Below are 24364 nucleotides of genomic sequence, written 5' to 3' on the forward strand. Positions count from 1 at the left end.
GACGGCAGCGTAGGCCGGACGCCGAGACGTCGCGGGGGCTTGGCTCAGGGACGCCGGACGCCTATCCTCCGTGCTCCCCGCCGGACCCGACGCGGTGTCGACAGCGCGGTGCCCTTCGACAGGCTCAGGGACCGGGACAGGCTCAGGGACCAGGGCAGGCTCAGGGACCGGGGTGGGTCAGCGGCCGGTGTGCTCCACGATGATCGCCTTGATGCGGTCGACGTCGGCCGGCACGATCTCGAAGCGCTGTTCGAGCCCCTCGATGCCCTCGAACGCCTCGGGTCGCTCCGGCTCCTCGCCGAGCGCCTCGCGGACGATCTCGGCGAACTTCGCCGGCAGCGCGGTCTCGAGGACGAGCATCGGGACGCCCTCGCGCAGGTGGCGGCGGGCGACCGTGACGCCGTCGGCGGTGTGCGGGTCGATCGTGACGCCGTAGCGCTCGTGCACGTCGCGGATGGTGGCGACGCGGTCGGCGTGCGTGCTGCGACCGGAGACGAAGCCGAACTCGCTGATCCGCTCGAACTCGGGCGTCCCGGAGAGGTCGAACCCGCCCTCCTCGTCGAGGGACCGGAACAGCTCACCGAGGCGGGTCGCGTCCTGACCGACGAGGTCGTAGAGGAAGCGCTCGAAGTTCGACGCCTTCGAGATGTCCATGCTCGGGCTGGAGGTGTGGTGCGTCTCGGCCGCCGAGCGCGGGCGGTACACGCCCGTGCGGAAGAACTCGTCGAGGACGTCGTTCTCGTTCGTCGCGACGACGAGCTGGTCGATCGGGAGCCCCATGGAGCGGGCGATGTGCCCGGCGCAGACGTTGCCGAAGTTGCCGGACGGCACCGAGAACGACACCTTCTGGCCCGGACCGTCGGTCGCGAGCAGCCAGCCGTGCACGTAGTACACGACCTGCGCGACGACGCGGGCCCAGTTGATCGAGTTGACCGTACCGACGGCGTGGAGTGCCTTGAACGGAGCGTCCTTCGAGACGGCCTTCACGATGTCCTGGCAGTCGTCGAAGTTCCCCTCGACGGCGAGGTTCACGATGTTGTCGTCCTGGAGGCTGAACATCTGCGCGCGCTGGAAGCTGCTCATGCGGCCGTGCGGGCTCAGCATGATGACCCGGATGCCGGTCTTGCCGCGCATGGCGTGCTCGGCCGCGCTCCCGGTGTCGCCGGACGTCGCGCCGAGGATGTTGAGCTCGTCGCCGCTCTTCGCGAGCGTGTACTCGAAGAGGTTGCCGAGCAGCTGCATCGCCATGTCCTTGAAGGCGAGCGTCGGGCCGTTCGAGAGGCCGAGGAGCTGCAGCTCGGTGCCGCCCTCCTCGCCGAGGGTGCGCAGCGGGGTGATGAGCGAGGCGTCGTCGCCGGCGCGGCCGTTCGAGTACACCTCGGCGGTGTAGGTGCGACGGGTGATGTCCTGGAGGTCGGCTGCGGGGATGTCGTCGGCGAACTTCGACAGCACGGCGAACGCGAGGTCGGCATAGGACAGCTCGCGCCACGACTCGAGCTCGTCAGCGGTCAGCTGCGGGTACTCGGCCGGGAGGTACAGGCCGCCGTCCGGGGCGAGCCCGCCGAGGAGGATGTCCGAGAAGTGCTGGGGCAGATCGTGGCCCCGCGTCGACTGATAGTGCATGACCGTCTCTCTCATCCGGTTGGAAGCCCGATCTCCAACCTTGCCATATCGGGGGTCGACGCGCAGAGGCCTGCCGTCATCGTGACCGGCCGCTACGCGCGGGCGAGTTCCTCGCGGATCGCGGCGACGAACGCGTCGATGTCGTCCTCCGTGGTGTCGAACGAGCACATCCAGCGGACCTCGCCCTTGGCGGCGTCCCAGTCGTAGAAGCGGAAGCGTTCGCGCAAGCGGTCGGGGACGCCCGCTGGCAGGGTCGCGAACACCGCGTTGGCCTGGGTCGGCTGGCTGAAGCCGAGTCCCGGTGCCTCGCCGGCGGCGATGAGGGCCTCGAGGGAGGTGCGGAGGCGCGCGGCCATCGCATTGGCGTGGGTCGCGGAGCGGAGCCAGAGCCCGTCGCCGCCGTCGGCCGCCGGCTCGAGCAGGGCGATGAGCTGCGCCGCACCGAAGCGCATCTTCGACGCCAGCTGCATGTTGAGCTTCCGGAGGTAGACGAGGCCCTCCGACGCCGACGGTTCGAGGACGACGATGGCCTCGCCGAACATGAGCCCGTTCTTCGTCCCACCGAAGGACAGCACGTCGACGCCGGCATCGGCGGTGAACGCGCGCAGTGGGACGCCGAGGGCTGCTGCGGCGTTGGCGATGCGGGCGCCGTCGAGGTGCAGCTTCATGCCGTGACCGTGCGCGTGGTCGGCGATCGCGCGGATCTCCTCGGGCGTGTACAGGGTGCCGAGCTCGGTGGTCTGCGTGATCGAGACGACGAGCGGCTGTGCACGGTGCTCGTCGCCCCAGCCCCACGCTTCGCGGTCGATGAGGTCGGGCGTGAGCTTGCCGTCGGGGGCGTCGACCGTCAGGAGCTTGATGCCACCGACCCGCTCCGGCGCGCCGCCCTCGTCGGAGTTGATGTGCGCGGTCGACGCCGAGATGACGGCACCCCAGCGCGGGAGCATGGACTGCAGACCGACGACGTTCGCGCCGGTGCCGTTGAAGACGGGGAACACGGCGACGTCGCGGCCGAAGTGATCGGCGAAGACCTCGTGCAGCCGACGGGTGTAGTCGTCCTCGCCGTAGGCGATCTGGTGGCCGCCGTTGGCCGCCGAGAGGGCGTCGAGGATCTCGGGGTGGACGCCGGAGTAGTTGTCGGAGGCGAAGCCACGGATGCTGGTGTCATGCAGAGAGTCGGTCACTGATCCATCCTCGCGCATGCCACACGCAGCTTCCGTGCATCGCGGGCCGACTTCCTGCGTGCTCGGGTCGCCGTCGGGCATGTTCACAATTCAGGAGCGCCCGGGCGTGGCGCGCCCGCACCTTGCGTGTCGGCGGGGACGCGCCGAGGCGCTCCTGAATTGTGAACCGGGAAACAGGGTCAGTCGGCGGCGTGACGCGGGCCGTCGGAGGAGGGGACGACCTCCTCGGGCACGGCGTCGATCGCGGCGTCGACGTCGGCGTGCGCACCGGGCTCCGGCTCCGCGTCCGGCGTCTCCTGCGCGAGCGCGTGCTCGTAGGCGAGCGCGTGCACGGCGATCGAGGAGGCGACGGCGGCCTGCTGCTCGTCCTCGGCGGAGGGCTGAGCCGGCTGCTCGGCCGCCAGCGCGGCGGCCTGCTCGGGCGTCAGCCGGGCGTCCTGGTCCTCCTCGTCCTCGTCCACGAGGTCGAGCACGATGGGCTCGTCGCCGTAGATGTCGCCGGCCGGATCGCCCGCGAGCGGGGCCGGCGCGGGGAGGCGCTGCTCGGCGTCGAGGAACTGCTTGGCCTCGAAGGCACCCGGGTTGAAGACCTCGTCGATCCCGCCGAGCCCGCTCATGCCTTGAGCGCTTCCGAGAGTTTGACCCGGCCACCCATTTTCAGCAGCGAGTTCTCGTAGATCCGCGAGCCGACGAGGATGACGAGTGCCGCGGTGATCGCGAGGATCAGCAGGGACAGGATCGGCTCCCACCACTGCGCCGAGCCGACGAAGAGACGGACGGGCATGCCCACGGCTGCCGAGAACGGCACGTAGGACATGATCGTCATCACCACCGGGTTGTCGTTGAAGAAGATGACGGCGAAGTACGGGATCATGATCAGCATCGTAATCGGGGTCGTCGTCGAACCGATGTCCTCTTGACGCGAGACCAGCGATCCGGCAGCGGCGAACAGCGCGGCCAGCAGGATGAAGCCGAGCACGAAGAACACCACGAACCAGACGACCGGGGTCCCGAGTCCGGCGAGCAGCTCCGTCTGGCCCGTCACGGTCAGCCCGATCACCGACAGCGCCGCGATCGCCAGGATCTGCCCGAACGCCAGGATGCTGTTGCCGAGCACCTTGCCTGCGAGGAGCGCCTTCACGGGGATGGCGGACATGAGGATCTCGACGACGCGGGTCTGCTTCTCCTCGACGACGCTCTGCGCGATCGACGCCCCGAAGGTGGTGGCGGAGACGAAGAACACGAGACCGAACCCGAGCGACACGATGTAGAGCAGGAAGCCCGCGGAGGCGTCGGCGTCGGGATCGAGGATGGTGACCTGCGGCTGCGCGCTCAGTTGCATGATGAGCGTGTTGGAGGCCTCGGAGTCGAAGATGACCTGGACGCCGGTGGGGTTGTCGTCGGTGGCCGGTGTGATCGCCGCTTCGACGTCACCCGACTTCACCAGGGCTTCAGCGGCGGCGACGTCGGCCGCCTCGGTCACGTCGAAGGTCTTGCCGTCGACGAGTCCCGCACCCGCGTTCCCGACGACCGCGACCTTCGTGGTCTCCGAGGCGGTGTTCTTCGCGAGGAACCCACCGACGACGATGCCGGCGAGGATCACGAGGAGCAGGATGCCCGTCGAGATGAGGAACGTCTTGCTCCGCAGACGCATCTTGACTTCGCGCTCGGCGACGAGACCGATGCTCTGCACGAGGCTTGGGGAGGCCGGGCCGGAGCGACGACGACCGGCGGGCTGGATCGGGGACTCGGTTGCCGTGGTCACTGGATGACCTCCTTGAAGATCTGGGCGAGGGTGGGGCGGAGGGGGGCGAAGCTCGTGACGTCACCGTGGGTCAGTGCCTCACGGAGCACGGCCTGCGCCGCCTGGGCGTCGTCGGCGTCGAAGAGGGCGTAGCCACCGTCGAAGTCGACGACGGAGATCCCCGCACGCTCGCGCAGCCAGCCGGTGTCGGCCGCGGTGAGCAGCTCGTAGCGGTTGCCGGCGTGGGCTTCGCGGAGGGACTCGCGCGAGCCGGAGGCGCGGATCCTGCCACCGGCGATGATCACGAGGTCGTCGCAGAGGCGTTCCACGATGTCGAGCTGGTGACTGGAGAACAGGACGGGCGAGCCGCCTGCGGCGAACTCGCTGAGCACCCCGACGACCACGTCGACCGCCATCGGGTCGAGGCCCGAGAACGGCTCGTCGAGGACGAGGACGTCGGGGTCGTGCACGAGCGCCGCGGCGATCTGCGCCCGCTGCTGGTTGCCGAGCGACAGGCTCTCGAGGGCGTCGTTCCGGCGCTCGCCGAGGCCGAGACGCTCGAGCAGTTCGCCGGCGTTGCGCTTGGCGGCGTGGGTCGTGAACCCGTGGAGGCGGGCCAGGTAGACGAGCTGTTCCTCGACCCGCATCTTCGGGTAGAGGCCGCGCTCCTCCGGCATGTAGCCGAACCGGCGGCGGTCCTCCGGGGTGAGCGGGGTGCCGTCGAGGGTGACGGTTCCGGCGTTCGCGGCGAGGACACCGAGCAGGATGCGCATCGTCGTCGTCTTGCCGGCACCGTTCCCGCCGACGAACCCCGTCATGCGACCGGGGGCGACCTGGAAGCTGACGTCGTCGAGCACCTTCCGCTCGCCGTACGACTTGTCGATGTGGCTGAGTTCGAGCATCGGCCGCCTCCTGTGATCTGCGTGCTGGACCGAGTGTCCTGCGTCGGGTTCTCCCGGTATGGCGATCACGCTACGCGGCGTGGTGTGCCACCGGCATCCGCCGTAGGACGGGTTGACGCGACGACGCCCGGTCTCCTTCTCCGTCGAGTGGGGGATACCGGGCGTCGTGGACCAGCCGAGCGCTGGATCAGGCGGGGCGGGACTCCGGGGAGACCGTCTTCGAGGGGTCGGTCTCGGCGACGGAGCCGATGGCCTCGTCGATGCGGGCGATGACCGCGTCGTCGAGCTTCACACCAGCCGCGGCGGCGTTCGCGGTGACCTGCTCGGGACGCGAGGCCCCGACGATCGCACCGGCGATGTTGTCGTTGTGCAGCACCCAGGCGAGCGCCAGCTGCGCCATGGTGAGGTCGAGCTCGTCGGCGATGGGCTTCAGCTGCTGGACGGCCGTCAGCACCTCGTCGTCGAGGAAGCGCTTGATGGTGTCGGCGCCGCCCTTCTCGTCGGTGGCCCGGCTGCCCTGCGGGAGCTCTGCGCCCGGCAGGTACTTGCCGCTGAGGACGCCCTGCGCCACCGGCGACCAGACGATCTGGGAGATGCCGAGTTCGCGCGAGGTCGGGACGACCTCCTCCTCGATGACCCGCCACAGCATCGAATACTGCGGCTGGTTCGAGATGAGCTGGAAGCCCAGCTCCTTGGACAGGGCGTGGCCGGCGCGCAGCTGCTCGGCGTTCCACTCGCTCACGCCGATGTAGAGCGCCTTGCCCGCCCGGACGACGTCGGCGAAGGCCTGCATCGTCTCCTCGAGGGGCGTCTCGCTGTCGTAGCGGTGGGCCTGGTACAGGTCGACGTAGTCGGTACCGAGACGCGTGAGTGAACCGTCGACCGACTCCATGATGTGCTTGCGCGACAGCCCGACGTCGTTGTGCCCCTTCGGGCCGGTGGGCCAGTAGACCTTCGTGAAGATCTCCAGGCTCGCGCGTCGTTCGTCCTTGAGGGCGTCGCCGAGCACCTGCTCAGCCGCCGTGTTCGCGTAGGCGTCGGCCGTGTCGAAGGTGGTGATGCCCGCGTCGAGGGCGGCGCGAACGCTCGCCGTGGCGACGTCGTTCTCCACCTGCGAGGCGTGGGTCAGCCAGTTGCCGAAGATGATCTCTGAGATCTTGAGTCCGCTGTTGCCGAGGTATCGAAATTCCATGGTCGTCACGCTACTCCTCGCATCCGACCGACCGACGGGGTTGCGCGGAGACGGAGCGAACCCTCAGCTGCGCGGCGACGCCAGCCCGTGCTCGTAGGTGTAGATGACCGCCTGGATGCGATCACGGAGGGCGAGCTTCTGCAGCACCTTCGAGACGTGCGACTTCACGGTCGCCTCGCCGACGAAGAGCGTGGTCGCGATCTCCTGGTTGGACAGGCCCTGGGCGACCAGCTGCAGGACCTCGCGCTCGCGCTCCGTCAGCTGCTCATAGTCGGCGCCGGTCGTCGGCCCGGCCGGGAGGGCGGGGTCCTGCGCGGCGTCCTCGACGACGGGGCTCTGACGGGTGAACCCCTCGATGACCCGGCGCGTGACCGCCGGGGAGAGGAGCGCCTCCCCGCCCGCGATCACCGAGACCGCCGCGACGAGTTCCTCCGGCGAGGAGTTCTTCAGGAGGAACCCGCTCGCGCCGGCACGGAGCGCCTCGGCCAGGTAGTCGTCGCGGTCGAAGGTGGTGAGGATGAGGACGGCGGCGTTGGTGTCCGGATCCGCGACGATCCGACGGGTGGCCTCGAGGCCGTCCATGCCCGGCATCTGGACGTCCATGCAGATCACGTCCGGCGCGAGTGTCGTCGCGAGCGCGACGGCCTCGGCACCGTCCGACGCCTCACCGACGATCTCGATCCCGGGCTGTGAGCCCAGGATGATGCGGAAGCCCGCACGCAGCAGCTCCTGGTCGTCGACGAGGAGGATGCGGGTGGGCTGCTCGGTCATGCCTGGTCCTTCGTGGTGGTGGTCTGGGGTCGTCCTGCGGAGGTGGAGGCGAGGCGGGCGTCGGCGATGGACGCGGCGACGGGCTCCATCGCCTGGTCGCCCGGCCGGCCGAGCGGGATGGCGGCCCGCACGAGGAAGCCGCCGCGGGCGCGTGCCCCGACCTCGAGGACGCCACCGGACGACGCCACGCGCTCCCGCATCCCGATGAGCCCGAGCCCGCCGCGTCGGGCCACCGTCGGGACGGTCCCCGTGTTCGTGACCTCGAGTTCGACCGCGTCGTCCAGATAGCGGAGCCTGAGTTCGGCCGTCGCCGTGGTACCGCCGTACTTGCGGGCGTTCGTGAGCGCCTCCTGCGCGATCCGGTACAGGTTGAACGAGACGACGGCCGGGATCGCGACCGGTGTCCCCACGAGTTCGAACCTCGTCGGCAGCCCGTTCGCCGTCGACTCGTCGGCGAGCCGACCCAACTGGCCGACGCCGACGGTCGACGGGCTGCTCTCCTCGTCGGTCGGTTCGCCGTGTGCGCGGAGGGTGCCGAGCATCTTGCGCAGCTCGTCGATCGCGCTCCGTGCGCCGAGCTCGACGTTCGTGAGTGCATCCCGCGCGGCGGCCGGGTCCGCATCGAGCACGGTGCGCGCGGCACCGGCCTGGACGCCCATGACCGAGACGTGGTGGGCGACGACGTCGTGCAGCTCGCGCGCGATCCGCACCCGCTCGAGGGCGACCGCCTGCCGGGCGGACCGGGCGCGTTCCGCCTCGAGCTCGGCCGTGCGCTGCTCGAGCGCCGCCCGTTCCCGGGAGGACTGGTACACGCGCTCGCCGAAGAAGTACGCGGCTCCGAAGTAGAGGATGTTCGTCAGGATCTGGATGAGGATGAACGCCACGAGGGGCGAGAAGAGCCCGACCCGGGAGAGGCTGGGCAAGGCGTCGGGGTCGGTCGCCTGGATGAACATGGAGACGAGCAGCCAGACGAACATGGCGACGATGATGAGCACGCGGACGAGCGCAGCGCGACGTCGGTTCGGAACCCACGCCCCGACCGTGTAGATCGCGAGGAACAGGGCGATGTTCGTGAAGAGGACCTCGGGTACGAGCACCGTGCCGCCCACGATGAACATGACGGCGACGATGACGGCCACCGAGCACGGGAAGCGGCGACGGAACGCGAGCGGCGCGGTGATGCCGATCGCCCAGAGGACGGACGCCCACATCGGTGCGGGCTCGGGGTAGAACCCGGCGATCGTGTACAGCGTCAGGCTGAGGAGGGTGCCGACGCCGAGCGCGATGGCGAGGATGATGTCGGATCGCTGTTCCGACGGCGTCGCGGCCGGACGCCGCCACTCGGCGTCGTAGGGGTCGACCGGGCGGTCCTCCTGCTGGTCGACGGCGGGCTCGCTCATGCCGTCCACGCTAGCGCGACGCCCCGCCGGGGACATCCGTCGAGCGACGGAGCGCGGCGGTCCGGCACTCGGACAAGAGCCCGGAGCGGCACTCAGGAGAGTGCTGCTCCGGGCTCCTCCGCGGCACGGTCGGGTCAGGCCGCGGATCGCCCCGTGATCCCTGCGGTCGACGTGATGACGTCCGCCATCTTCTTGCCCAGCGCCTCGTAGAACATCGACAGGGGGAACTCGTCGTCGAGGACCGCGTCGGTGAGTCCGCGCGGCGGTCCGCTCAGGATCTCGTCGGACAGCCCACGCGCCCACTGCGACGCGGGGTGCGGCGTGAGCGTCGCGCGGACGAGCTCGTACGCGGCGAGCCAGTGCGCGGTCTTCGGACGGTCGATCGATCGCCAGTACAACTCGTCGATGCTCTCGCCGAGCCGCACGACCACGTCGGGGACCTCGTCCCAGTCGATCGTGAGCCTGGTGTCGGTCCAGTGCAGCACGCCGTGCTGGTGCATCCACGCGAACAGCAGCTGACCGCCGACGCCGTCGTAGTTCCGGACGCGCGAGCCGGTGATGGCGAACCGGAAGATGCGGTCGAAGATGATCGCGTACTGGACGAGCTTCGCGTGCTCGAGGATCGCCACGTCCGCCGCGTCGAGCGTCTCGGACTCCGCGCGGGTCGTCAGCGTGCGCTCCAGCCTGACCGACTCGCGGAACGCCGTGAGGTCGCAGCGCAGCTCCTCGAGGGAGTACAGGAAGAACGGCATCCGCTGCTTGATCATGAACGGGTCGAACGGGAGGTCACCGCGCATGTGCGTGCGGTCGTGGATGAGGTCCCACATCACGAAGGTCTCCTCGGCCAGCTGCTGGTCGTCCAGGAGGGACGCGGCTTCGGCCGGGAGCTCGAGCTTGGTGATCTCGGCAGCGGCTCGGACGACCCGCCGGTACCGGGCCGCCTCGCGGTCCTGGAAGATCGCGCCCCAGGTGAACGCCGGGATCGCGCGCATCGCGACCGTCTCGGGGAAGAGGACCGCGGAGTTCGTGTCGTACCCCGGCGTGAAGTCGAGGAAGCGGATCGGTACGAAGAGCGCGTTCGTGTAGTCGCCGGCCTCGAGCGCTGCGATGAACTCGGGCCAGATGACCTCGACGAGCACGGCCTCGATGTGGCGGTCGGTCGAACCGTTCTGCGTGACCATCGGGAACACGACGAGGTGTCCCAGGCCGTCCACGCGATGCCGCTCGGGGTGGAAGGCGACGAGCGAGTCGAGGAAGTCCGGGACGCCGAAGCCGTCGCGCTCCCAGCGGTCGAAGTCGGCGACGAGCGCGTCGAGGTACTCGGCGCCGTGCGGGAAGTTCGGAGTGAGGGTGCGGACGCTCGCGACGATCGTGGCGACGTGCCCTGCCGCCGACTCGTGGTCGTTTGACTCGGGGATCGAGCCGTCCTTCACCTGGACGGCCTGCAGCGCGGTCGCGGCGGCCTTGAGGTCCGTCCAGGCCGGGTGCCCGACGAGTGCGGCGGCGTCTTCGACGACCTCCGGCTCTCCGACGATGCTCTTCGTGTGGGTGGTGGCGACGTTCGACATGGTGAACCTCCTTCCGCGTGCGCAGGCGTCGCCCGGGGTGGGTGACGATTCCTTCGAGCGTAGGGGCGGAGGGGGTGCGGATTTCTTGCGTCAGGAGCGACTTCGCTGCAACATTCGGCCGTTCGCGCTGGGGAACTGCACGGTCGACCGCGGCGGGCCGCTACCCCCAGCGGCGCTTGATCCAGCGGTCGAGGACACCGACGAGCGCGTCGGTGATCGCGCCGAGCAGCGCGAGCACGATGATGACGAAGAAGATGCGGTCGACCCGGCCGTTGTTCTGCGAGTCCACCAGGCGGAACCCGAGTCCCATGGACGAGGCGATGAGCTCCGCCGCCACGAGGAACAGCCATGACTGCGCCAGCGCGAGCCGGAGGCCGGAGACGACCGAGGGCGTCACGGCGGGCAGCTGCACCGTCCGGAACAACGCGACGCCGTTCAGCCCGAAGGCGCGGCCCGCCTCGACCAGGTGCTTGTCCACGTGGCGGAGCGCGGCGGAGACCGTCGTGTACACCGGGAAGAACGCGCCGATCGCGATGAGCGTGATCTTCGACTCCTCACCGATCTTCAGCCAGAGGATGAGCAGCGGGACCCACGCGAGCGACGGGACGGCACGGATCGCCGCGAAGGTCGTCGACAGCAGGATGTCGCCGAGGCGCGAGAGCCCCACGACCGCGCCGAGGACGAGGCCGAGGACAGCGCCGATGAGGAAGCCGATGAGGACCCGCTGCACCGAGATGGCCACGTCCTGCTGCAACCAGCCGCGCTGCGCGAGATCCACGCCGGCCGCCCAGACCTCGGCGGGTGCCGGGAGTTGCGAGGCGGGGACGAGGCCGAACGCGGTGACGAGCTGCCAGGCCCCGAGGATGACGACGGGGACGAGGAAGCCGCCGAGGACGACGACGATCCTGCGGGACCCGAGAACGGCGCGCGCGTCGCGGCCGGACTGGGTCGCCTGGGCACCCGCGGCTGCGGTGGTGCCGAGACCGGCGAACTCGGTCATGGGTTCCTCTCGGGACGGTTCAGGGGGCGGACTACTTCGCGCCGATGACGGACGGGTCCGCGTCGTCCACGAAGCTCGGGTTGAAGAGGTCGGCCAGGGCGTCGTCGACCTTGTCCTGCGACGACACGTCGCCGGACTCCACGAAGATCGGGCCGATGATCGACAGGACCTGCTCCTGCGCCTTGCCCGGGGCCGGGTCGACGTCGAGGTTCGAGCGCTCCGCGATCACCTTCGTCGCCACGGCGAGGTCGAGGCCCGCGGCGTCCGCGAGGATCTGCGCCGTCTCGTCGGGGTTCGACGCAGCCCATTCACGAGCGTGCTCATAGGCGTTCACGACGGTCTGCGCGACGTCCGGACGCTCGTCGATGAAGGACTCGGTCGCGGCCAGGATGCCGTAGCTGTTGAAGTCGACGTTGCGGTAGATGAGCTTCGCGCCCGCCTCCTCGGCGCCGGCCATGATCGGGTCGAGACCGGCCCACGCGTCGACGGAACCGTTCTGCAGGGCAGCCCAGCCGTCGGCGTGCTGGAGGTTCTCGATCGTGACGTCCGAGGCGGACAGGCCGGCCTCCTCCAGCGCCTGCAGGAGGAAGAAGTAGGGGTCGGTGCCCTTCGTCGCGGCGACCTTCTTGCCCTTGAGCTCGGCGACGTCCGTGATCGTCGAGCCCTGGCCGACGACGATCGCCGACCACTCGGGCTGCGAGAAGACGTCGATCGCCTGGATGGCCGATCCGTTCGCCCGGTTCAGGAGTGCGGCGGAGCCGGCGGTGGACCCGACGTCGATCGCGTCGGCCCGCAGCGCCTCGTTCGCCTTGTTGGAGCCGGCCGACTGGACCCAGTTGACGGTGATGTCCTGGTCGTCGAGTGCGTCCTCGAGCCAGCCCTGGTCCTTGATGATGAGTGAGAGCGGGTTGTAGGTCGCGAAGTCGATGTCGAGCGTGCCGCCCTCGGTGGTGCCGGCGGTGCTGTCGCCGCCGGCCGCAGGAGCGTTCTCGCCCGCGACGCAGCCGCTGAGGAGGAGCGCTGCGGCGGCGGTCGCGGCGACGAGGGCAGCGCGCCCGGCGCGGGAGGTGGTGAAGCGGCGTCGTGAGGTCATGCGTTGGTCCTTGCTGTGGATCGGTGCGGGATGACGGCGGAGGTGGTGGGTGGCTCAGTACGGGAAGTGCGGGATGGACGGCAGTCGTTGGTCGCCGCGGGCGAGACCGTGGCGGTCGATGCCGAGTCCGTCGAGGAGGCGGCCGCGCAGCTCGGCGAGCTCTGCCGACCCGCGGTCGCGCGGGCGGTTGCCGGGGACAGTCACGGTCTGGGCGATGGTCGAACCGGGGTGTCCGTCCTCACGACCCAGGAGGATGACCCGGTCGGCGAGCTGGAGGGCCTCGTCGACGTCGTGCGTCACGAGCAGGATCGTGGTGGGCGCGGCGAGGTGGATGGCGAGCAGCAGATCCTGCATCTTCAGCCTGGTGAGGGCGTCGAGGGCACCGAACGGTTCGTCGAGGAGCAGGACGCCCGGCCGGCGGGCGAGGGCCCTGGCGAGCGAGGCGCGTTGCGCCATGCCGCCGGAGACCTCCCGTGGGCGGTGCTCGGCGAAGTCCGCGAGCCCGACGAGTTCGAGCAGCTCGGCGACGCGGGCACGTCCTTCGGTTGCGGGTGTCCGTTTGGGCAGACCGAGTGCGACGTTCGCCGCGATGGTGCGCCAGGGGAGGAGTCGAGGCTCCTGGAAGCCGAAGGCCGTGCGCGGGTCGATGCCGGCGACGGGTGTGCCGTCGATGAGCACGGAGCCGGCGGTCGGGTGGTCGAGACCGGCCGCGATCCGCAGCAGGGTGGACTTGCCGCAGCCGCTCGTGCCGAGGATCGCCACGACCTCGCCGGCCTCGGCGGTGATCGTGACGTCGCGCAGCACGGGCCGCGGGACGTCGGTGCGTTTGCCGGCACCGCTCGCGAAGGTGCGGCCGACCCCGGCGAACGCGACCGTGGAGGCACGATCCGCCGAGCCGACAGGGGCGGCGTCGCGGGTGGCCGGCGAGCCCGCGGCGAGCGGGCTTGGGGCAGCGTTCGTCATGGGTCTCGGGCTCCAGGGGTGGGGTGCCCGCCATGCTACGCGAGGGCGACGGACCCCTCTCGGTCGCCGAAACAGAGCGTCACATTGGCGTCCGCCGGTGACATCCGGAGGGTTCCGGTGTTATGCGTCCGCTACCAGCTGCCGACCTGCGTGAGGGCGACGTCGAGGATGGCGACGGCCTCCTCCCGGTTGACTCGGGCGAGCAGCAGCGCGCTGACCGACAACGAGGTGAGCTGCCGTGCGGCCGCGGCCAATTCGCCCGCGTCCACCTCGGGACGGGCGAGGGCCAGGGCGTCCGAGACGGCGGTGGTGAGCTCGGCCCGGTAGCCGTCGACGACCTCGCGCAGTGCGTCGTCGTGGGCCGCGAGGCCGGCCGCGCTGTTGAGGAGGAGGCAACCGCGGCGGGGGGAGTCGTCGGGCAGGGTCGCGATGACCGTCTGCACGCCGGAGAAGTAGGTGGTGAGCCCGGCTCTGCCGTCCGTCGCCAGCGCGAGGACCGCGAGGCGCGGTCGGATGACGGTGTCGAGGTAGTCCTGCACGGCGGCGTCGAAGAGCCCGCGCTTGCTGTCGAAGGCGTGGTAGAGGCTCGACCGTCGCAGACCGGTGGCCGCTTCGAGGTCGGCGAGCGAGGTCGCCTCGTACCCGCGGTCCCAGAAGACGTCGCGCGCCGCCTGGACGACGGCGACGGTGTCGAACTCCTGCGTGCGTCCCATGGGTGCCTCCTCCTCACTCGGCATCCGCGTGACGGGGTTGTGGACCGAGCGTTCTACTATTATAGTAGACCCATCGGTACAGAATGTCGCTCCGTCCGGACGACTCGACGCCGATCTCCCGGAAGGCCCGTCCCATGCTCGTCGTCAGTCTCGTCCTCGTCGGCATCGCCGCCCTCCTGCACGTCTACATCTTCGTGCTCGAGTCGCTGCGCTGGACCGACCCGGCCACCCGCAAGACCTTCGGCACCTCGGAGCTCGAGGCCGAGACCACCCGCGGGATGGCGTACAACCAGGGGTTCTACAACCTGTTCCTCGCGATCGGCACGATCGTCGGCATCGTCTTCCTCATCACCGGCTCGACCGGTATCGGCGCGGCCCTCGTCTTCGCCTCGGCCGGCTCCATGCTCCTCGCCTCGCTCGTCCTCATCACCTCGGACCGCACGAAGGCCCGCGCCGCGATCGTCCAGGGGACCACCCCGTTGCTCGGACTCATCGCGCTCGTCATCGCACTGGCCGTCTGACACCTCCGCGACGCCCCAGGCGTCACCCCGTCCGCAACCCGACGACGTGCTGCGCCCGCCCACCGAATCACTGCACCAAGGAAAGGCACCACATGAACACCCCCGCGCTCAGCACCCAGATCCAGCTCGTCTCGCGACCGGTCGGCTGGCCGACCGAGTCCGACTTCCGGACCGTCTCCGTCGAACTCCCGGAGCTCGCGCCCGGCCAGCTCCGGGTCCAGAACCTCTTCCTCTCCGTCGACCCCTACATGCGCGGTCGCATGAACGATGCCCGCTCCTACGTCGCGCCGTACCAGCTCGGTGAGACGATGACCGGCGGCGCCATCGGCCGGGTCGTCGAGTCGGCCGCCGAGGGCTTCTCCGTCGGCGACGTCGTCCTGCACCAGTTCGGCTGGCGCGACCTCGTCCAGGAGGACGCCAGCGGGTTCCGCGTCGTCCCTGAACTCCCCGGCGTCCCGCTGTCCGCCTACCTCGGCGTCCTCGGTATGACGGCCCTCACCGCGTACGTCGGTCTGCTCGAGGTCGCCAAGTTCCGGGAGGGCGACACGGTGTTCGTCTCCGGTGCTGCAGGTGCCGTCGGCACGATGGTCGGCCAGATCGCCCGTCTCAAGGGCGCGAAGCGCGTCATCGGTTCGGTCGGATCGGCTGAGAAGGTCGCCCTGCTGAAGGAGAAGTACGGCTACGACGCCGCGTTCAACTACAAGGACGGCCCCGTCACCGAGCAGCTCGCGGCCGCGGCACCCGACGGCATCGACGTGTACTTCGACAATGTCGGCGGCGAGCACCTCGAAGCGGCGATCGACGCCTTCAACGACGGCGGACGCGCAGCGCTCTGCGGCGTCATCTCGCAGATCAACGACACCGAGCGTGCCGAGGGCCCGCGCAACCTGTCGAACATCGTGACCCGCGGGCTCACCCTCACGGGCTTCACCGTCGGCAACTACACGCAGCACTTCCCGGCGTTCTCCGGTGAGATGGGTGCCTGGTTGCAGAACGGCGACGTCGTCTTCGACGAGACCGTCTACGAGGGCCTCGACCACACGCTCGACGCGTTCCTCGCGCTCATGCGCGGCGCCAACACCGGGAAGATGGTCGTCAAGCTCTGACGCGATCCCTCGACCTCGCCTGACACCGGCGATCGACGGCCTGTCCACCCGCTCCGGGTGGACGGGCCGTTCGTCGTCGTCAGACCGCTGCGAGGACCCCGCCGGCCGCATCGATGCGGGCCATCGCGAGGCGTTCGGCGGCGACGAGCGTCGTGACGCCCTCCGCTGCGGCGTTTCGGTAGATCGACTGCACGGTCCGCCCGATCGCCGACACCCGCTGCTCGATGGCAGCGGCATCGGCGCCCGGTTCGGACGCCATGGCGAGGTAGATCACGCCGCCCGCGTTCGCGACGAAGTCCGGCGCCCACAGGATGCCGCGCTCCTCGAGGGCCACCGCGTCGGCGCGGGAGGCGAGCTGGTTGTTCGCCGCCCCGACCACGGCGCGACACCGCAGCTGCCCGATCACCCGGGCGTTCAGGGCCCCGCCGACACCGCACGGCACGAAGAGGTCCGTCTCGACGAGGTGCTCGTCGCCCGGTTCGATCCAGCTGGCGCCGATCTCCTCGGCGAGGGCGCGCTTCCGTGGGTCGACGTCGGTGACGATGAGGCGAGCCCCCTCGGCCGCGAGCCGTCGGGCCAGACGTCCGCCGACCTGGCCGAGCCCGGAGATCGTCGCCCGGTGGCCCGCGACGAGCGGGGTGCCGAAGACCGTCTCGAGCGTCGCGGTGACGGCCGCGTGCACGCCGGCCGCCGTCGCCTCGCTCGGTTCGCCGACACCACCGCGATCGGCCGGCAGCCCGCTGACGTGGTCGGTCCGCTCGGCGACGACGGCCATGTCCTCGGCGGTCGTGCCGACGTCCTCCGCGGTGCGGTAGGCGCCACCGAGCGCCTCGACCGCGTCGCCGAGGTCGAGCATCGCGTCGCGGCGCTCCGCAGGGTCGAGGGTCGTGCCGACGGGCAGGTGGATGACGGACTTGCCGCCGCCGTGCGCGAGACCGGCGGCCGCGTTCTTCATCGTCATCCCCGCGGCGAGGCGGAGGGAGTCGTCGACGGCCTCGAGCCAGGACCCGTAGCGCCAGAGTCGCGCGCCGCCGAGGGCGGGTCCGAGGGCGGTGGAGTGCAGGGCGACGCTGATGGTCAGCCCGGAGCGCGGTCCGCGGGTGATGGAGAGGCGTTCATGGGGGAGGGTGGTGCTGTGCATCGCGTCGCTGGACGCGACCGGGTCGAATGACGTCATCGTCGGATCTCCTCGTGGGTGATTGGTGCGGGCTCCTGGTGGGAGCGGATCGCGGGGCGATGGTGGTGCCCCACTCTCCTCCCCAGATTCTCCACGCCGACCGCCCGCTCCACAACCGTCGGCTCAACGGGCCACCGGACGGGCTGCGCCTAGGCTGGACGGCATGGGTGGAGTGCTGACGGGGTTCGCGATCATCGGCACCGTCATCCTCGTCGGCTACTTCGCCGGCCGCCTCGAGGTCGGAGGGCCGACGACCGGGCACGTGCTCAACCGGGTGGCGTTCTTCGTCACCAACCCGGCGCTGCTGTTCACCGTGCTCGCCACGGCCGACCTGCACGAGGTGTTCAGCAGTTTCATCTGGGTCGCCCTCGCGAGTGCCCTGTCGGCCGCCGCGCTCTTCGTGCTGCTGAACGCGGTGTGGCTGCGCAAGGACCTCTCCGTCGCGACGATCGGCGCACTCGGCTCGGGCTACGTCAACGCCAACAACATCGGCATCCCGGTGGCGGTCTACGTCCTCGGTGAGGCCGGCTACGTCGCCCCGGTCATCCTGCTGCAGCTGCTCGTCTTCGCTCCGATCGCGCTCACCATCCTCGATGTCAGACAGCGCGGCTCCGTCTCGTTCCTCGGCATCGTGACGCAGCCCTTCCGCAACCCGATGATCGTCGCGTCGATCGTCGGCGTCGTACTCAACCTCTTCGGCGTCCGGCTCCCCGAGCCCGTCATGGCCCCGTTCGAGCTCCTCGGCGGCGCGGCCGTGCCGCTCATCCTCATGGCGTTCGGCATGTCGCTGCACGGCATGAGGCCGTTGCAGGCCGGCAGCGGACGTCGGGAGATCTTCGTGGCGACAGCGATCAAGTCGGTCGTCATGCCCGGGTTCGCCTACCTCATCGCCCACTTCGGTTTCGGGCTGAGCGACACGCCGTTGTTCGCCTCCGTCGTCCTCGCCGCCCTCCCGGCGGCCCAGAACGTCTACAACTTCGCCAGCCGGTACGAGCAGGGTGTCACGCTCGCCCGCGACACCGTCCTGCTGACGACGATCCTCTCCGTGCCGGTCCTCGTCGTCGTCGCCGCCCTGCTCGCCTGACCCCCCGAATCGGTCCGTCCGGAGCTCCGCTGTCCTCCGAAGCATGGACAGCGATGGCCGGAAAAGCCGAACGATCGCGACTACTCTTGGGCGGGCACGACTGAGATATACCACCGTCCAGTCCGGCGGAGCCCCGTCGGACCCGACCCGATGGGACGACATGACCGAAGGCACGACCCCACGACACGAACGTTCCGGAGACTGGGCCGCATCCCGCGAGACCGTCGGTGACGAGATGCTCGCCGTGCAGGACTTCTCCGGCGAGGAGGAGGGGTACCACAAGACCCTCAAGCCGCGGCAGATCCAGATGATCGCGATCGGCGGCGCGATCGGCACCGGACTCTTCCTCGGCGCGGGTGGTCGCCTGAACAGTTCCGGCCCGGCGCTCATCCTCGTGTACGCGCTCTGCGGGTTCTTCGCCTTCCTCATCCTTCGCGCCCTCGGCGAGCTCGTCCTCCACCGTCCGTCTTCGGGCTCGTTCATCTCCTACGCGCGTGAGTTCTACGGCGAGAAGATGGCGTTCGGCGCGGGCTGGTTGTACTTCCTCAACTGGGCGATGACCTCGATCGTCGACGTCACCGCGGCCGCGCTCTACATCAAGACCTTCGGCAAGCTGTTCGGCTGGAAGGAGCTCGAGGACTTCCCGCAGTGGGTCTTCGCGCTCGCCGCCCTGGTGGTCGTGCTGGCGCTCAACCTCGTCTCCGTCAAGCTGTTCGGAGAGATGGAGTTCTGGTTCGCGCTCATCAAGGTGTCGGCGCTCGTCATCTTCCTCATCGTCGGCGTCTGCTTCATCGTCTTCGGCGGACGCACCGACATCGGCGCCGTCGGGTTCTCGGTCATCGGCGACAACGGAGGGCTGTTCCCGGTCGGCGCCTTCGCCCCGATGATCGCGATCTCCGGTGTGGTCTTCGCCTACGCGGCCATCGAGCTCGTGGGTACGGCTGCCGGTGAGACGGCCGAGCCGAAGAAGATCATGCCGAAGGCCGTCAACACGGTCATCTTCCGCATCGCGATCTTCTACGTCGGCTCAGTGCTGCTCCTCTCGCTCCTGCTCCCGTACACGGCCTACGAGGCCGGCGAGAGCCCGTTCGTCACCTTCTTCTCGCACATCGGGTCGGAGCAGGCCGGGGCGATCTCGGCGTCGGTCATGAACTTCGTGGTCCTGACCGCGGCGTTGTCGAGCCTCAACGCGGGGCTTTACTCGACCGGCCGCATCCTCCGGTCGATGGCCGTCAACGGTTCGGCCCCCGCGTTCACCGGCAAGATGAGCAAGAACGGCGTCCCGTTCGGTGGCATCCTGCTCACGGCGGCACTCACCCTGCTGGGTGTCGGCCTCAACGCGCTCGTGCCGTCGAAGGCGTTCGAAATCGTGCTCGAGATCTCGGCGATCGGCATCATCGGCGGGTGGGCGACGATCATCCTCTGCCAGATCCAGCTGCAGCGCTGGGCGAAGCAGGGCAAGGTCGAGCGGCCGTCGTTCCGCCTCTTCGGGGCGCCGTTCACGTCGTACCTCACGTTGGCGTTCCTCGCGTTCGTCCTCGTGACGATGGGGTTCTCGGAGACCGGCCGCTGGGTGCTCGCCTCCCTCGTCGTGCTCATCCCGCTGCTCATCGTCGGATGGTTCGCCGCCAAGCCGCGGATCCTCGCCGCTGCGGCCGCACGCGAGGGGCACACGGGCACCTGGCCGGTGGTCGCGGAGCGTCCCGCCATCGATGCGAACAAGCGGAAGCGCGGGGGCGCGCCTCGCTCATAGGGCGAGCGGAAACGGCGGCGAGTCAGTGCTTCGTGGTGAATCGCTAAGCGATAGTGATCACTTCGGGTCGGTTTCGAGCATTCTCTTGCACCTCGGGTGTCGGTTCAGCAGGATGTGGGCAACCTCTTCCGTGCACCACCGGACCCCGCTGGAGTTCCCGTGAACCGTCGTCTCCGTCTCGTCGCCGTGCTCGCCGCGTGCGGCATCGTCGTCGCCACACCGCTGAGCGCTGCGGCGCAAGCACCTGCCCCGACCCCGGCCGACACGGTCGCCTACGAGCCGAGCGATGCGATCATCGCAAATCCCGAGCGCGGCTTCGACCACACGAACAACACTCACTACCACCCCGAGGGGACCGAGGGCGGGCCGGGGTACACGCCGCTCGACGTCGCCACCCTGGCGGCCTACCGCGAGGAGGGCATCACCGAACTCGTCCGCGTCTTCTACATGGAACGATTCGTGGCCGAGCCGACCCTCGACCCGGCCTGGCTCGCGCTCGTCCAGGCGGACTTCGACGCGGCTCGCACCGCCGGCATCTCGATCATCCCCCGCTTCGCGTACCTGGCGGGCGGTGACTGGCCCTATACACCGCCCTACGGCGACGCACCGCTCGACATCGTGCTCACCCACATCGAGCAGCTCACGCCGATCTTCCAGGACAACGCCGACGTCATCTCGGTCGTGCAGGCCGGCTTCGTCGGCCTCTGGGGTGAGGGCTACTACACGGACCACTTCGCCGCGGACCCGGCGAACCCCGGTGTCCTCACGGACGAGGACTGGGCGAAGCGTCGCGCAGTCGTCGAGGCGCTCCTCGAGGCGGTTCCAGCTGACCGCTCCATCCAGGTGCGGACCATGAACATGAAGCAGAACATCCTCGGGGTGCCGTCCGGAACCGCTGGGGCCATCACCGAGGCGCAGGCGTTCGACGGCAGCGCCATCTCGCGCATCGGGCACCACAACGACTGCTTCCTCGCGGCACCCGACGACTGGGGCACCTACCTGTCCGACCCGATCTCCCTCGATCAGGACTACCTCGCGCAGGAGAGCGACTGGGTGCCGGTCGGCGGCGAGACCTGCAACGTGAACCCGCCGCGGTCGGAGTGGGCGACCGCCTCGGCCGAGATGGAGCGATACAACTTCAGCTACCTGAACTGGGACTACCTCCAGGACGTCCTGCAGTCCTGGGGCCAGGAGAACCTCGACACCACCGCGAAGCGACTCGGCTACCGCTTCGTGATGACGGAGAGCTCGGTCGTGGACGACACGCTCTCGCTCACGGTCCGGAACGACGGTTGGGCGGCTCCGTACAACAGCCGGCTCGCGTACCTCGTGCTGTCGAACGCCGAGCGCACGGTGCGCGTCCCGTTCGGTTCGGACGCCCGCACCTGGGGTGCGGGGGAGACCGTCACACTTCAGGCGTCACTCGCCAACGTCCCGGCCGGTCGCTACGACACGGCGCTGTCGCTGCCGGCCACGCACGAGTCGGTCGCGGCGAACCCGCTCTACGCCGTCCAGACGGCGAACGTCGGCACCTGGGACGCGGCGACCGGCGTGAACAGCCTGCAGCGTCAGGTGACCGTCGGCGCCGACGGCGTCGTCATGGCCGAACCGGTGGCCGGTGCTGCGGCCAGGCTGCCCGACACGGGCGTCTCGTCGCTCGCTCCCGCGGTCCTCGGCGGTGGCGTGGTGGCACTCGGAACCCTCGCGCTCCTGCTCGCCCGCCGGCGTCGGAACGCCTGACCGGACTCGAGTGAGGGGGCGCCGGCTCAGCCGAAGATCATCGGCGAGTCGTCGTCCTCTTCCTCGGAGAGGGTGAAGTCGAGGTCGACGACGACGGGAACGTGGTCGCTCGGACTGTCGCCCTTGCGCTCGTTGCGGTGGATCGACGCCTCGACGACGTGGTCCGCGAACGCCTGTGAGCCGTAGATGAAGTCGATCCGGAGGCCCTCGTTGCGGGGGAACCGGAGCTGCTTGTAGTCCCAGAAGGTGTAGCCCTCGGGGACGAACGGTCGGACGGTGTCCTGGAGTCCCGCGTCGACGAAGGCTGCGAGGGCGGCGCGCTCCGGTGCCGAGATGTGGGTCGAGCCCGGGCCGAAGCTCGGGTCGCCGACGTCGGAGTCGAGCGGCGCGACGTTCCAGTCGCCCATGAGTGCGAGCGGCAGCTCGGGGTTCTCGGCGAGCCAGGAGCGGGTGTCGGCTTCGAGCGCGGCGAGCCAGCGGAGCTTGTAGTCGTAGTGCGGGTCGCCGACCGCGCGGCCGTTCGGGACGTACAGGCTCCAGAGGCGGACGCCGTCGACCGTCGCGCCGATGGCTCGCGCTTCGAGCGGCAGGCCGTCGGCGTCGAAGCCGGGACCGTCCAGCGCGAGGCTCGCCGGTGGCTTGCCGAAGCCCGGCATGTCGGGGAAGCCGATCTGCACGTCCTCCATCGGTAGGCGGCTGGCGATGCCGACGCCGTTCCACTGGCTGAGCCCGTGCAGCTCCACCTGGTAGCCGGCCTTCGTGAAGGCCTCCATCGGGAACTGCTCGGGCTTGCATTTGAGCTCCTGCATGGCGAGGACGTCGACGTCCTCTCGGACGAGCCAGTCGACCACGCGGCCGACGCGGGTACGGATCGAGTTGACGTTCCAGGTGGCGATGCGCATGCCCCAACGCTATCGGTTTCCTTTCTCAGGAGACCTCCGGCGTGTCGCCCCGGGGGAGGGTCGCCATGCCGGAGAGGTCCTGAGAAAGGACCGGTTCGGTGGAGCCGACGGGTGGGGATTGAGCGGAGGTTCCCAGGGATGGCGAGCTGGTGTCGCGTAGCGTCGAGGGTATGACGACGTCCACCGCCGCCACGTTCAGCCTGTCCGCAGCCTCGACCGGAGGGGACAGTGCCCTCGGAGGAGTCGCCGACTGGGCGGTCGACCTCATGGAGACGTTGGGTGGTCCGGGAGCCGGGCTCGCCATCGCCCTCGAGAACCTCTTCCCGCCGTTGCCGAGCGAGATCATCCTGCCGCTCGCCGGATTCGCCGCCAGTCAGGGCAAGCTCGGTCTCGTCGAGGTCCTCATCTGGACGACGGCCGGTTCCGTGATCGGCGCGCTGGCCCTCTACGCGATCGGCGCCGTCCTCGGACGTGACCGCATGCGCCGCCTCGCTGAGCGGGTCCCGCTCGTCCACGTCGAGGACGTCGACCGCGTCGAGGCCTGGTTCCAGAAGCACGGCTCGAAGGCGGTGTTCTTCGGGCGGATGCTCCCGATCTTCCGGAGCCTCATCTCGGTACCCGCCGGCGTCGAACGCATGCCGGTCCTGCGGTTCACCCTGCTCACCTTCGCGGGCAGCGCCATCTGGAACACCATCTTCGTGCTCGCCGGGTTCTTCCTGGGCGAGCAGTGGCACATCGTCGAGGAGTACGCGGGCATCCTGCAGAAGGTGGTCATCGCAGGCGTCGTGATCGCCGTCGGCGTCGCGGTCTGGCGCGGCGTGCAGCGGTACCGCCGGGAGCGCAGCGGCGCCGGTCGGGCCGAGGGCTGACCGGCGCCGCGGGACCGTTCTCAGGACTCTTGCGGTGTGTCCGTCGTCGCCGCCTCCGGCGCACCGACGGACTCCTGAGAACGGTCCCGCTCACACCCAGCGGGGCGTGGTGAGTTCCTCGGGCTCCGGCGCGGTGTGCGAAGCGGCGACCGACTGCGCCTCCACGCGGATCGCGTCGAGGACGGTCCGCACCGCCAGCCGTTCGGCGCGGTCGGGACGCGACAGTGCGACGATCCGTCGCGTCGCGTCGAGCCCCGCGAGCGGACGGAGGACGATGCCGCGCTCCGGACCGCTGGCCGTGTATCGCGGGAGGAGGCCGATACCGAGGCCCGCCGCGACCATCGCCTCGGCGATGCGGTTGTCGCTCACCCGCTGCACCACTCGGAGCTCGCCGCCCGATTCGGCCTCGATGCTGCGGAGCAGGCGGTCGAGCGGATAGCCGACCGGCACGCCGATCCAGGACTCGTCCGCGAGGTCCGCCGGGGTCAGGACGGTCTGGCCGCTGAGGCGATGCCCGACCGGCAGCACGACGTCGAGCGGCTCCGAGAGCAGCTGCGTGATGCGGAGACCGCGACGGACCCAGTTGCGCTCGCCGCTGATCGCCTGCGCGATGACGATGTCGAAGTCGGCCGCCAGGTCGGGGAAGTCCTCGAGGTCGGGGTCTCGGTCGCTCACGACGACCCGCAGGCCGGGTACCGCTTCGAGCGTGCGGAGCACGGCGGGTACGACCATCTGCCCGAAGGTGGGGAAGGTCGCGACCGTGACGGTGCCGATCGGACGGTTGCGGTACTCGTCCCACACGCTCGTCGCCCGCTCGATCGCGACGGCGACGTCCGTGGCGCTGGCCGCGAGTGCCCGGCCGGCGTCGGTGAGGACGAGGCCGCGACCACGCCGTTCGGTGAGCGGCAGGCCGGCCTCGCGCTCGAGGACCTTGAGTTGTTGGGAGACCGCGGACGGGGTCCGATGCGTGGCCTCGGCGACGGCGTGCACCGTGCCGCGCTCGGCGAGTTCGCGAAGCAGGTCGAGTCGGCGGACATCCATGTAGCGATGCTACCGAGT

22 protein-coding genes are annotated in these 24364 nt (G+C 69.8%); 6 read left to right on the forward strand and 16 right to left on the reverse strand.

The features are described 5' to 3' along the window. Positions 1 to 177 precede the first annotated feature (177 nt). From thrC to GV015_RS06980, 13 genes are all read right to left on the reverse strand, one after another. Complete coding sequence (gene thrC, locus GV015_RS06920; RefSeq protein ID WP_159877559.1) at positions 178 to 1623, reverse strand: threonine synthase; 1446 nt, start codon at positions 1621 to 1623, stop codon at positions 178 to 180. A gap of 92 nt (positions 1624 to 1715) precedes the next feature. Next, a complete protein-coding gene (locus GV015_RS06925; RefSeq protein ID WP_201299369.1) occupies positions 1716 to 2825 on the reverse strand; it encodes a low specificity L-threonine aldolase in 1110 nt (369 codons plus the stop codon). A 161-nt stretch (positions 2826 to 2986) separates the two neighbouring features. After that, positions 2987 to 3424: a hypothetical protein gene (locus tag GV015_RS06930; RefSeq protein WP_079704981.1), complete on the reverse strand. Its 438-nt coding sequence runs from the start codon at positions 3422 to 3424 to the stop codon at positions 2987 to 2989. Then, a complete protein-coding gene (locus tag GV015_RS06935) occupies positions 3421 to 4572 on the reverse strand; it encodes an ABC transporter permease (protein WP_236555359.1) in 1152 nt (383 codons plus the stop codon). Before GV015_RS06935 ends, GV015_RS06930 begins: the two co-directional genes overlap by 4 nt. Further along, positions 4569 to 5453: an ABC transporter ATP-binding protein gene (locus GV015_RS06940; RefSeq protein ID WP_159877563.1), complete on the reverse strand. Its 885-nt coding sequence runs from the start codon at positions 5451 to 5453 to the stop codon at positions 4569 to 4571. Before GV015_RS06940 ends, GV015_RS06935 begins: the two co-directional genes overlap by 4 nt. A gap of 187 nt (positions 5454 to 5640) precedes the next feature. After that, on the reverse strand, positions 5641 to 6645 hold the full coding sequence (locus tag GV015_RS06945) for an aldo/keto reductase family protein (protein WP_159877565.1): 1005 nt from the start codon (positions 6643 to 6645) through the stop codon (positions 5641 to 5643). A gap of 63 nt (positions 6646 to 6708) precedes the next feature. Continuing rightward, entirely contained in the window at positions 6709 to 7416 is a 708-nt protein-coding gene (locus tag GV015_RS06950; protein WP_159877567.1) for a response regulator transcription factor, read from the reverse strand. Continuing rightward, positions 7413 to 8816 carry a sensor histidine kinase gene (locus GV015_RS06955; RefSeq protein WP_159877569.1) on the reverse strand — a complete coding sequence of 468 codons (1404 nt, stop codon included), beginning with the start codon at positions 8814 to 8816 and terminating at the stop codon, positions 7413 to 7415. The genes GV015_RS06950 and GV015_RS06955 overlap by 4 nt, the downstream gene beginning before the upstream one ends. A 134-nt stretch (positions 8817 to 8950) precedes the next feature. Then, positions 8951 to 10384 carry a DUF6421 family protein gene (locus GV015_RS06960; RefSeq protein WP_159877571.1) on the reverse strand — a complete coding sequence of 478 codons (1434 nt, stop codon included), beginning with the start codon at positions 10382 to 10384 and terminating at the stop codon, positions 8951 to 8953. Between the two features lie 160 nt (positions 10385 to 10544). Further along, positions 10545 to 11384: an ABC transporter permease gene (locus GV015_RS06965; protein WP_159877573.1), complete on the reverse strand. Its 840-nt coding sequence runs from the start codon at positions 11382 to 11384 to the stop codon at positions 10545 to 10547. A 31-nt stretch (positions 11385 to 11415) separates the two neighbouring features. Further along, a complete protein-coding gene (locus GV015_RS06970) occupies positions 11416 to 12477 on the reverse strand; it encodes an aliphatic sulfonate ABC transporter substrate-binding protein (protein ID WP_159877575.1) in 1062 nt (353 codons plus the stop codon). Between the two features lie 54 nt (positions 12478 to 12531). Continuing rightward, a complete protein-coding gene (locus GV015_RS06975) occupies positions 12532 to 13440 on the reverse strand; it encodes an ABC transporter ATP-binding protein (RefSeq protein ID WP_159877577.1) in 909 nt (302 codons plus the stop codon). 131 nt (positions 13441 to 13571) lie between these two features. Beyond that, positions 13572 to 14153 (reverse strand): TetR/AcrR family transcriptional regulator, encoded by a 582-nt coding sequence (locus tag GV015_RS06980; RefSeq protein WP_159877579.1) that lies wholly within the window; start codon positions 14151 to 14153, stop codon positions 13572 to 13574. Positions 14154 to 14287: 134 nt separating this feature from the next. On the opposite strand from GV015_RS06980, the gene GV015_RS06985 reads away from it, so the two are divergent. Together GV015_RS06985 and GV015_RS06990 are read left to right on the forward strand one after the other, a co-directional pair. Then, positions 14288 to 14674: a DUF1304 domain-containing protein gene (locus GV015_RS06985; RefSeq protein WP_159877581.1), complete on the forward strand. Its 387-nt coding sequence runs from the start codon at positions 14288 to 14290 to the stop codon at positions 14672 to 14674. A gap of 92 nt (positions 14675 to 14766) precedes the next feature. After that, positions 14767 to 15780, forward strand: coding sequence for an NADP-dependent oxidoreductase (locus tag GV015_RS06990; RefSeq protein WP_159877583.1), 1014 nt, complete (start codon positions 14767 to 14769; stop codon positions 15778 to 15780). A 79-nt stretch (positions 15781 to 15859) separates the two neighbouring features. On the opposite strand, the gene GV015_RS06995 is transcribed toward GV015_RS06990, so the two are convergent. Continuing rightward, a complete protein-coding gene (locus tag GV015_RS06995; RefSeq protein ID WP_236555360.1) occupies positions 15860 to 16957 on the reverse strand; it encodes a Glu/Leu/Phe/Val dehydrogenase family protein in 1098 nt (365 codons plus the stop codon). Between the two features lie 163 nt (positions 16958 to 17120). Between GV015_RS06995 and GV015_RS07000 the strand changes: the two genes are divergently transcribed. From GV015_RS07000 to GV015_RS07010, 3 genes are all read left to right on the forward strand, one after another. After that, positions 17121 to 18041 carry an AEC family transporter gene (locus GV015_RS07000; RefSeq protein ID WP_159877586.1) on the forward strand — a complete coding sequence of 307 codons (921 nt, stop codon included), beginning with the start codon at positions 17121 to 17123 and terminating at the stop codon, positions 18039 to 18041. A 160-nt stretch (positions 18042 to 18201) separates the two neighbouring features. Then, entirely contained in the window at positions 18202 to 19794 is a 1593-nt protein-coding gene (locus tag GV015_RS07005) for an amino acid permease (RefSeq protein ID WP_201299370.1), read from the forward strand. A 159-nt stretch (positions 19795 to 19953) separates the two neighbouring features. Beyond that, a complete protein-coding gene (locus tag GV015_RS07010; RefSeq protein WP_159877588.1) occupies positions 19954 to 21534 on the forward strand; it encodes a DUF4832 domain-containing protein in 1581 nt (526 codons plus the stop codon). 26 nt (positions 21535 to 21560) lie between these two features. On the opposite strand, the gene GV015_RS07015 is transcribed toward GV015_RS07010, so the two are convergent. Then, positions 21561 to 22436: an exodeoxyribonuclease III gene (locus GV015_RS07015; RefSeq protein ID WP_071262231.1), complete on the reverse strand. Its 876-nt coding sequence runs from the start codon at positions 22434 to 22436 to the stop codon at positions 21561 to 21563. Positions 22437 to 22606: 170 nt separating this feature from the next. Here GV015_RS07015 and GV015_RS07020 point away from each other — a divergent pair, with 170 nt between their 5' ends. Beyond that, the gene (locus GV015_RS07020) at positions 22607 to 23305 is read left to right on the forward strand and encodes a DedA family protein (protein ID WP_079704994.1); all 699 of its coding nucleotides are present in this window, start codon (positions 22607 to 22609) and stop codon (positions 23303 to 23305) included. Between the two features lie 90 nt (positions 23306 to 23395). Here the strand turns inward: GV015_RS07020 and GV015_RS07025 are convergent, their stop codons facing one another. Continuing rightward, entirely contained in the window at positions 23396 to 24346 is a 951-nt protein-coding gene (locus GV015_RS07025) for a LysR family transcriptional regulator (RefSeq protein ID WP_079704995.1), read from the reverse strand. Between the last annotated feature and the right edge of the window lie 18 nt (positions 24347 to 24364).

This window comes from Plantibacter sp. T3, assembly GCF_902506515.1.
GTDB classification, from domain to species: Bacteria; Actinomycetota; Actinomycetes; order Actinomycetales; family Microbacteriaceae; genus Plantibacter; species Plantibacter auratus.